This window comes from Psychrobacter sp. UBA6291, assembly GCF_002439405.1.
GTDB classification, from domain to species: domain Bacteria; phylum Pseudomonadota; class Gammaproteobacteria; order Pseudomonadales; family Moraxellaceae; genus Psychrobacter; species Psychrobacter faecalis.
The window spans coordinates 65,855-74,756 of record NZ_DJUD01000080.1; the positions used below are offsets into that span (position 1 = coordinate 65,855).

Sequence of the window (8,902 nt, forward strand, 5' to 3'; positions counted from 1 at the left end):
ATATCTATTAAGAGTATTTATGCATCCATAGCATTGCTATAAAGGAAGGTTTCTTATCAGCAAATTTTTTCTCTAAAAACCAGTTATATTTTACTCTTTATTATATTCTAACAACCAAATATTGGGTTTTGACCGCGCAAATATGTAACAAACGCCACAATTTGTATATTTTTGACGATTTATTTGGTTCTAGGTATCGAAATTACCCAAATATAGGGGTATAATCGACCGTTATAATCTTTACTAAATAACCTTATTTTCTGGAGTTATCATGGCAGCGCAATCTACAGCACTTGTAATCAATCTTGATCAGCTAGGAAAAGATGACATTGAGATGGTTGGCGGCAAGAATGCCTCGCTTGGCGAGATGATCAGCCATTTATCTGATTTGGGTGTCAGCGTTCCAGGTGGCTTTGCGACCACTTCAAATGCGTTCAATCGCTTTTTGACAGAAACAGGCTTACTTGACAAAATCAACAACGAGCTTAAAACGCTTGATGTGAATGATGTTAATAAGCTTGCTGAGACTGGTAAAAAAATCCGTACTTGGATTATTGAGCAAGAGCTGCCAAGCGACCTTGAGCAAGAAGTGCGCCAGTCGTTTGAAACCATGAGTGGCGGCGAAGACATCGCGGTTGCGGTACGTTCTTCTGCCACGGCTGAAGATTTGCCAGATGCGTCATTTGCCGGTCAACAAGAAACTTTCTTGAACATTCGCGGCATTGATAACGTCCTGATTGCTATTAAAGAAGTATTCGCCTCTTTATATAATGATCGCGCGATTTCTTATCGTGTGCATAAAGGTTTTGAGCACGAAGGCGTTGCCCTATCTGCTGCTGTACAGCGCATGGTACGTTCAGAAACTGGCGCTGCTGGCGTGATGTTCACCCTAGATACGGAAAGTGGCTTTGATCAAGTGGTCTTTATCACCTCAAGCTACGGACTAGGTGAAATGGTTGTGCAAGGTGCAGTCAACCCTGACGAATTCTACATCTCCAAAAAATTGCTTGAAAATGGCAAGCCTGCGGTCATTCGCCGTAATCTAGGCAGCAAACATAAGAAAATGATTTATGGTGATGAAGGTAGCACCACTAAGTCTGTCAAAACCGTCGATGTCGAAAAACAAGACCGCATGCAGTTCTCTTTAACCACTGAAGAGCTAAACTCACTTGCCAAACAAGCCATGACTATTGAAAAGCATTATGGTCAAGCGATGGATATCGAGTGGGCAAAAGACGGCGACAGCGGTGAAATCTTTATCGTCCAAGCACGTCCAGAAACCGTTAAGAGCCGCCAAGACAGCAACGTCATGGAGCGTTATATCATCAATACTGGCGATGCTAAAATTCTATGTGAAGGTCGTTCAATCGGTCAACGCATCGGCGCTGGTAAAGTACGTATCGTTAGCAATTTAAACGAGATGGACAAAGTTCAAGACGGCGACGTCTTAGTATCAGACATGACCGATCCGGATTGGGAGCCCGTCATGAAGCGTGCTTCTGCGATTATCACCAACCGTGGTGGTCGTACTTGTCACGCGGCTATTATTGCTCGTGAGCTTGGCGTTCCAGCTATCGTTGGCTGTGGTAATGCCACTGAATTATTGGTTGATGGTCAAGACGTCACTGTTTCTTGTGCTGAAGGTGATACTGGCTTTATCTATGAAGGTCAGATTGATTTTGAAGTACAGACCAACTCTGTTGAATCTATGCCAGAGCTTGCATTCAAAGTCATGATGAACGTGGGTAACCCAGATCGTGCCTTCTCATTTACCCAAATGCCAAACGAAGGTATCGGTCTTGCGCGTTTAGAGTTCATCATCAACCGTATGATTGGTGTGCATCCAAAAGCGCTACTAAATATGAACAGCTTGCCACGTGAAATCGCCCAAGCGATCAATGAGCGTATCGCCGGTTATGCCTCACCAGTCGATTTCTATGTCGATAAATTGGTCGAAGGTATCTCAACCCTAGCCGTTGCCTTTATGGATCAGCCAGTTATCGTGCGTATGTCTGATTTTAAATCAAACGAATATGCCAACTTGCTTGGTGGTAAATTATACGAGCCATCAGAAGAAAACCCAATGCTAGGTTTCCGCGGTGCCAGTCGCTATGTGTCTGACAACTTCCGTGACTGCTTCGAGCTTGAGTGTAAAGCACTAAAACGCGTCCGTGATGAGATGGGCTTGACCAACGTTGAGATTATGATTCCATTCGTTCGTACCGTTGGCGAAGCAAAAGAGGTCATCGAGCTACTTGCGAAAAACGGTCTAAAACGTGGCGAAAATGGTCTGCGCGTCATCATGATGTGTGAGCTACCAACCAACGCGCTATTAGCAGAAGATTTCCTAGAGCACTTCGATGGTTTCTCAATCGGTTCAAACGACTTGACTCAGTTAACGCTAGGTCTTGACCGTGACTCAGGTATCGTCTCACATCTATTTGATGAGCGTGATCCCGCGGTTAAGAAGCTATTATCTATGGCGATTGAAGCTTGTAACAAAGCAGGCAAATACATTGGTATTTGCGGTCAAGGTCCATCAGATCATCCAGATCTTGCTTTTTGGCTCATGGAACAAGGCATCAACTCAGTGTCACTAAACCCTGACTCAGTGCTAGATACTTGGTTCTTCTTAGCTGGCGAAGAAACGAAATAAGTCGTAACGATACGTCACAGCGTTAATTGACAGAGTCATTTAATATACTACCATTAGGGTCTATTTGATTTTTTCAAATAGACCCTAATATAATGTATGAGCGAAAGTGGCTTGAAAAAGTGACTTAAGATATGACTAACTATGTAGGCAATTATGCAGATTTTCCTTGCTCGAAATAACGTACAAGCTGGTCCATACACGTTGGATCAGCTCAATATTATGCTCGCCTCAGGTGAAGTAGTATTAGATGATTTGATGTGGCATGAAGGCCTAGATCAGTGGCAGCGTGTTGGTAATTTAACCAATAATCAGACTTATTATCGTCCTGCCCCTATAGTGTCGGCAGATCATAATGACTCTATTATCAATAACGTCACTATCTTCCCAGAAGATTCTGCTAGTAGCACCTCTAAAGATGACAAAGCGGTATCGCTAGACAGATTGTATGGTAAGCCTGAACGCCCAGCAGAGAACGCTAAAAATACCAAGCTGGACATGACCACCAATCGTCAATATACACCCAATAAAAACGTGTCATTGAATAAGTCTGGTACAGTCAAAGCCGCCTCGCCTAAAGATAAAGTCGTCGGTAATGTCGTCCTTGCGCCGATTATGTCGCGGGTGTTAGCGACCGCAATCAATGGTTTGCTCTATGTATTAGCAATTTTACCGCTGGTCATGGCATTAACCAAAATGGATGTGGACTATACCAAATTTCAAAACATCCAAGATATGGATGCCGCGTATCAGTATTCCATGACCTTGATGGAAAGTATTCCTAGCAGCACTTTGATGATGTCACAAGTGATGGTGTTTGGTTTGTTTGCGCTGCAGCTGGTATTTATTACCTTGCGTGGACAATCACTTGGTAAGCTGATTACCGGTATTCGCGTCGTTGACCAAAGCACCCACCGCTTGCCTTCTTTTAGCAAGCTTATTGGCATGCGTACGCTACTACTGTTTATTATTTATAACTTATTATTCTCATTTACTAGCTTTTTAGGTTTTGTGGTTATTATTGTTCATTATTATATGGCCTCAAAAAGTCCTGAAAACATCGGTTGGCATGATAAACTGGCTAAAACCTTAGTAGTGAAAGCCGATAATAGCCAATTGGTCAAACAACCCAAGGCAAAATAATGGGTTTATAAGTTTATGATAAAAACGATTGTTATAAATATCATAAGGTTATATGAAAAAGTGGCGTTTATACGCTGCTTTTTTATTGAAGAATTTATATTTACGTCTTTTATTATTTATTGACAGACGCTCAGTGATTAACCTTTGTGTTAAAGGCTGAGTACTGTTATAATACGGCGCTTTATAAACTAAGCTTATTACTATTGTTTTTGCAAAATTCGATAAGATTTGGGCTTACCTTATAAATCTCCTTGCTATTAACATAGGGTTAATAGCTACTAATCCGTAAGGAGTCATAATGCGACATTACGAACTGGTGTTACTTGTACACCCAGACCAAAGCGACCAAGTGGTCGGCATGGTTGAACGCTATATCAAGTTGGTTCAAGACAACGGCGGTACGATCCATCGTCTAGAAGATTGGGGTCGTCGTCAATTGGCTTACCCAATTAACAAAATTCACAAAGCTCACTACGTTCTTTTCAACGTTGAAACTGACGGTGAGATTTTGGCTGAACTTGAAGAATTATTCCGTTATAACGACGCGATCATTCGTAGTCTAGTTATGCGCCGTGACGAAGCTGTCACTGAAGAGTCGCAGTTAGCCAAGAATGCCGATGAAAAACGCGCACGCAAAGCAACGACTCGTCGTCCAGACAATCGTGAAAACGACGACAACGACAACAGTGAAGACTAATTAAAGGAGAATACTCATGGCACGTTTCTATCGCCGTCGCAAATTCTGCCGTTTCACTGCTGAAGGCATCACTCACATCGATTATAAAGATGTTGAATTGCTAAAACAGTACATCAGTGACAATGGTAAAATCGTACCAAGCCGCATCACCGGTACATCTACTAAATATCAGCGTCAGCTAGCCACTGCTATCAAGCAAGCTCGCTATCTTGCGCTACTTCCGTATACTGACAACCATCAGTAATTTAACCGTTAACTAGGAATGACTCATGCAAATTATTTTGTTACAGCGTATCGTCAACCTTGGTAAACTCGGTGAAACTGTCGATGTGAAACCAGGTTACGGACGTAACTTTCTTATCCCTCAGGGCAAAGCACTACCTGCAACTAAAGCGAACATTGAAAAGTTCGAAGCACGCCGTGCTGAGCTTGAAGCTGAAGAAGCAAAAGAAGTAGCGGTTGCTCAAGAACGTGCTGACGCGTTAACGGACGTTAATGTTATCATGCGCGCTAAATCAGGTGACGAAGGCAAGCTATTTGGCTCTATCGGTACTCGCGATATCGCTGAAGCATTGACTAACTCAGGTCTAGAAGTTGACCGTGCTGAAATCAAGCTACCTGAAGGCACACTACGTCAAGTGGGCGAATACAATGTTGATATTCAACTACACCATGACGTAACTGCTAGCATCTTAGTAACCATTCTTTCTGAAGATGGCGACAATGAAGATGCCGCTGAAGAAGTTGAAGACGACAACGAAGATTACTCAGAAGAGTAATTTTTGGTAGTAGTGTAAACCTACTACTCGTCTAAGAAAGCCAGTAACGTCATGTTACTGGCTTTTTTTATGCTTAAAACCCCCTAAATGTTTAATTTTCTAATTAAAACTTACAATAGTAGTTTGTAGCAATAACTGTTAATAAAACACCTGTATAACCTATACCTAATAATAAAATACTGCTTATAAAGTCGTCTTCAATAATATCGGAGCTATTGCTATCCTAGCTGTATTTAGTCATAGATAAAATGGGACGATATGATAAACACTGATGACAAATTAATATGCATCCAAGGTAACGAGTTTTATAAACAAGGTGAAACCTACAGGGTCGGTAGAATTGTGAATGATAAGTATTTCCAAATTCTGACTAACAACAATGCTGATCATTGGTATGCTACCTTAGATGATGAAGGTATTTATGTTAGCTTTGATTCCATGAGCCCTAAAGACAATAAAGCATGGTTTGATAAGATAGATTAGATGTTTTTATTGATGTATTAATGAAAGAAAAATAATTATAAAATTTAGATTAAAAAAGTATCATCCAAGAAGCTGGCTGTTATAAACAGTCAGCTTGTTTGGTTGAAAATCTAGTTTACGGTATTGTAAATAATTTACTGCTTGTGGCCAATTAGCCGCTATCTTTGGTGTCTCTTGCCCAGAGGCAATCATACTGGCAGCATTTATCCAGCCCGCATGACCGACTGCTAATACTGGTTTTTGACCCCTATTTTGCGCAGCCATCTCATTTAACCAGTTTTCTACACGATTAAACAACTGCTGTAGACTCTCGCCGCCCTTAGGAGCAAAATCTGCAAAATGATCACACCAATCATCAATCTCTTGTTTGGGAATTTGCGCCCAAGGCTGACCGTCCCAATTACCAAAATTAATCTCTGCCAGCTCAGGGGCGACATGATACAGAAAGCCATGCTGCGCCAATATTTCTCCGACTTTTAACGAGCGCTGTAGTGAGCTGACCCAAATCACTTTTGGCAATTGATGAAAACGCACGAAGCGCTGTATTTTATTAGCAAGGCGTTTAATTTTGCGTTTATCGACACTGATATCAGTCTGTCCGATACAAAAGCCATTAGCCGCAATGGGCTTTGGATGGCGCCAAATATACAAAACCATTAACTATCATCATCCTTTTAAAATAGTACGCTTAACATTAAATAAAAGGGTTCGAGGCAGCAAGTCCGATATAAATAGTGATTTCACTTAACTGCTGCGTAGCACCTAACCCATCACCGGTATAACCATCTAAACGTCTGCGCAACAAGCGCCGCATATAGTCCGTCGTTACGATGCCCAGTAATAAAGCCAATGACCATTGCCAAATACCAATTTGTTGCACGGCATTTGGAAATAGGAGCACGACTAGCAAGCCCGCTAATATGAGCCAACCACTGCTCAATAACCCTTGTAATGGCGTCAGCTGCTGCGCCATCGGTTTGGCTTTAGCATGCTCAATCTCACCGCCGTAAGGCAATAGCGCCAGTAAACTAATACATAATAAACGTGAGAGCGTATGTCCAATAATCAGCGCCACAATAGCCACTGATAAAGACATAGACGCCAATAAGCTGATTTTGATAAGTAACGCCGAGACCAATCCTAGTACACCATAAGTCCCTAAGCGCGAATCCTTCATAATGGTTAAAGTAAGCGCGCGAGTCAGACCACCACCTAGACCATCACAGCTATCCGCAAGTCCATCTTCATGAAAAGCGCCAGTGAGCCTAATTCCAAAGGCCGTACTTATCACTGCCGCCACCAAAGGCGTAAATAAAAGGCTGCCTAGCCAAAATACGCTCGCGCAAATTAGCCCAACCAGCAGACCTACCCCAGGAAAATGACGGCTGCTCTGGTGCAACCACTGCGGATTGTAATTGGCAAATTGCGGTATGGGCAGACGCGTTAAAAACTGTACTGCTACTAACAATAAACGCCATTCATACTTTATAAATTGACTAATACTTGGTTTAGACGAAGACTGGGGTAATGAGTTTGGTTGATTCAATGTCTGATTTAATGGTTGTTTTGATGGCTTTTTTGATAATTGTGACATTAGCTATTTTGTCCACTGATACCAGCATCATTAAAACTTGCCATCTCATTGATAATCGCACAAGCCGACTGTAATAATGGATACGCCAGCGCCGCGCCACTACCCTCACCTAGGCGCATACCCATATTGAGTAACGGCTCAGCATTGAGCAGTTTTAATAAATGCGTATGTCCCGGCTCGACCGAATGATGAGCAAAGACAGCATATTGAGCAACACCGGGCGCTAAGCGCTCAGCCGCCAACAACGCGCTGCTGGCAATAAAACCGTCGATAAGAAGAATACGGCGCTCACTGGCTGCTTGCATCAGCGCCCCTGCCATCATCGCAATCTCAAGCCCGCCTAATGCCGCAAGTATGTCGAATGGCGTTTGCGCTTCACTGTGCCGCGCTAATACTTGAGTTAAAATACTTGCCTTGTGCTTTAATCCTGCATCGCCGAGACCAGTGCCGCGACCGATACAAGCATTAATCGGTATATCGCCCAATTTTGCCAGTAATAAACTGGCGGCGGATGTGTTACCAATTCCCATTTCACCGACAATCAATAAATTGCCCGCCATATTCTTGACTACGTCCATACCATTTTCTAATGCGGCTAAGCACTCTTCTGCTGTCATGGCAGGTTCTGTTAACGCGTCGCGGCTTCCATGACGCACTTTATAATCAAGCAGTTGCGCGTAGTCTTTAAAAGGAGAATTGGAAAAGTCGGCATCGACACCAGCATCGACTACTTTTAGCTCCATATGATGCTGACGCGCTAAAACATTGATAGCAGCACCGCCTTGCAAAAAGTTATACACCATCTGCGCCGTCACCGCGCTAGGATATGCTGAGGTACCATGTTTGGTTAGACCATGGTCGGCAGCAAATACCCGAATTTGTGGTTGCGTAATTTGCGGTGTGGTCGTACCTTGAATCATGCCCAAATGCATCGCGAGCGTTTCTAAACGTCCAAGGGCGCCCAGTGGCTTGGTTTTTTGGTCAACGATTTGCTGCAATTGTTGGTACAGCTCGTTATTTTCTATGTTTGCAATCGTTGGTGCTATAAATGTGTTCAAGCAAACCACCCTCGTATTTATACAATTAAAACAAAACCCACATACTAGCAGAGTATCTCAGCTTTACCACGAATAAAATCAAATGAGAGCCGAATAGACTCCCTAGTAGGTTGACATACTCCCGCCACTTTCGACAAGCTCAAGCGGGGGATTCTAAAAGCAAAAGCTCTTAGGCGACTTTCTCACGACCGTCGCAAGTTTTCTGCTTCAACGGGCGACCTTTACTGCATCCTCCCTCCACAGACAAAACGGCATGTCCTGCCGCAAGAATATTACGAGCTGCATTAACATCTGCATTCGCAATATAACCACATTCAACGCACTCAAATTTAGCCTGAGTTTGTCTATTTTCTTTTGCAACATGCTTGCATTCAAAGCAGGTTTGGCTTGTATAACGCGGGTCTACCTTGATGAGTAACCCGCCGTGCCAGTGCTGCTTGTACTCAAGCATATCAATCATCATGCCCCATCCTTGATCAAGAATTGATTTGTTCA

At 42.9% G+C, this 8,902-nt stretch carries 10 protein-coding genes; 6 read left to right on the forward strand and 4 right to left on the reverse strand.

The annotated features are described in order from the left end of the window. Positions 1–271: 271 nt before the first annotated feature. The 6 genes from ppsA (at position 272) to B3R91_RS13470 (ending at position 5,755) form a co-directional block, all read left to right on the forward strand. Complete coding sequence (gene ppsA / locus B3R91_RS13445; RefSeq protein WP_191692359.1) at positions 272–2,656, forward strand: phosphoenolpyruvate synthase; 2,385 nt, start codon at positions 272–274, stop codon at positions 2,654–2,656. A 153-nt stretch (positions 2,657–2,809) separates the two neighbouring features. Then, entirely contained in the window at positions 2,810–3,796 is a 987-nt protein-coding gene (locus B3R91_RS13450; protein WP_286798171.1) for an RDD family protein, read from the forward strand. 298 nt (positions 3,797–4,094) lie between these two features. Further along, positions 4,095–4,493, forward strand: coding sequence for a 30S ribosomal protein S6 (gene rpsF, locus B3R91_RS13455; protein ID WP_286798172.1), 399 nt, complete (start codon positions 4,095–4,097; stop codon positions 4,491–4,493). 16 nt (positions 4,494–4,509) lie between these two features. Then, a complete protein-coding gene (gene rpsR, locus B3R91_RS13460) occupies positions 4,510–4,737 on the forward strand; it encodes a 30S ribosomal protein S18 (RefSeq protein ID WP_068404827.1) in 228 nt (75 codons plus the stop codon). Positions 4,738–4,762: 25 nt separating this feature from the next. Continuing rightward, entirely contained in the window at positions 4,763–5,272 is a 510-nt protein-coding gene (gene rplI, locus B3R91_RS13465) for a 50S ribosomal protein L9 (RefSeq protein WP_068404825.1), read from the forward strand. A gap of 258 nt (positions 5,273–5,530) precedes the next feature. Further along, a complete protein-coding gene (locus B3R91_RS13470; RefSeq protein WP_286798175.1) occupies positions 5,531–5,755 on the forward strand; it encodes a hypothetical protein in 225 nt (74 codons plus the stop codon). A 60-nt stretch (positions 5,756–5,815) separates the two neighbouring features. On the opposite strand, the gene B3R91_RS13475 is transcribed toward B3R91_RS13470, so the two are convergent. From B3R91_RS13475 to B3R91_RS13490, 4 genes are all read right to left on the reverse strand, one after another. Continuing rightward, positions 5,816–6,412 carry a histidine phosphatase family protein gene (locus B3R91_RS13475; RefSeq protein ID WP_286798177.1) on the reverse strand — a complete coding sequence of 199 codons (597 nt, stop codon included), beginning with the start codon at positions 6,410–6,412 and terminating at the stop codon, positions 5,816–5,818. Positions 6,413–6,449: 37 nt separating this feature from the next. Then, positions 6,450–7,349 carry an adenosylcobinamide-GDP ribazoletransferase gene (gene cobS / locus B3R91_RS13480; protein ID WP_286798179.1) on the reverse strand — a complete coding sequence of 300 codons (900 nt, stop codon included), beginning with the start codon at positions 7,347–7,349 and terminating at the stop codon, positions 6,450–6,452. Then, complete coding sequence (cobT, locus tag B3R91_RS13485) at positions 7,349–8,416, reverse strand: nicotinate-nucleotide--dimethylbenzimidazole phosphoribosyltransferase (protein ID WP_286798180.1); 1,068 nt, start codon at positions 8,414–8,416, stop codon at positions 7,349–7,351. Before cobT ends, cobS begins: the two co-directional genes overlap by 1 nt. Before the next feature lie 160 nt (positions 8,417–8,576). Next, a partial coding sequence (locus B3R91_RS13490; RefSeq protein ID WP_286798181.1) for an RNA-guided endonuclease InsQ/TnpB family protein occupies positions 8,577–8,902 on the reverse strand: 326 nt, incomplete at its 5' end.

What these genes read in the sequence shown, in the direction of transcription:
- ppsA (WP_191692359.1), top strand. Translation starts at nt 272, where the DNA reads ATGGCAGCGCAATCTACAGCACTTGTAATCAATCTTGATCAGCTAGGA.
- B3R91_RS13450 (WP_286798171.1), top strand. Translation starts at nt 2,810, where the DNA reads ATGCAGATTTTCCTTGCTCGAAATAACGTACAAGCTGGTCCATACACG.
- rpsF (WP_286798172.1), top strand. Translation starts at nt 4,095, where the DNA reads ATGCGACATTACGAACTGGTGTTACTTGTACACCCAGACCAAAGCGAC.
- rpsR (WP_068404827.1), top strand. Translation starts at nt 4,510, where the DNA reads ATGGCACGTTTCTATCGCCGTCGCAAATTCTGCCGTTTCACTGCTGAA.
- rplI (WP_068404825.1), top strand. Translation starts at nt 4,763, where the DNA reads ATGCAAATTATTTTGTTACAGCGTATCGTCAACCTTGGTAAACTCGGT.
- B3R91_RS13470 (WP_286798175.1), top strand. Translation starts at nt 5,531, where the DNA reads ATGATAAACACTGATGACAAATTAATATGCATCCAAGGTAACGAGTTT.
- B3R91_RS13475 (WP_286798177.1), bottom strand. Translation starts at nt 6,412, where the DNA reads ATGGTTTTGTATATTTGGCGCCATCCAAAGCCCATTGCGGCTAATGGC.
- cobS (WP_286798179.1), bottom strand. Translation starts at nt 7,349, where the DNA reads ATGTCACAATTATCAAAAAAGCCATCAAAACAACCATTAAATCAGACA.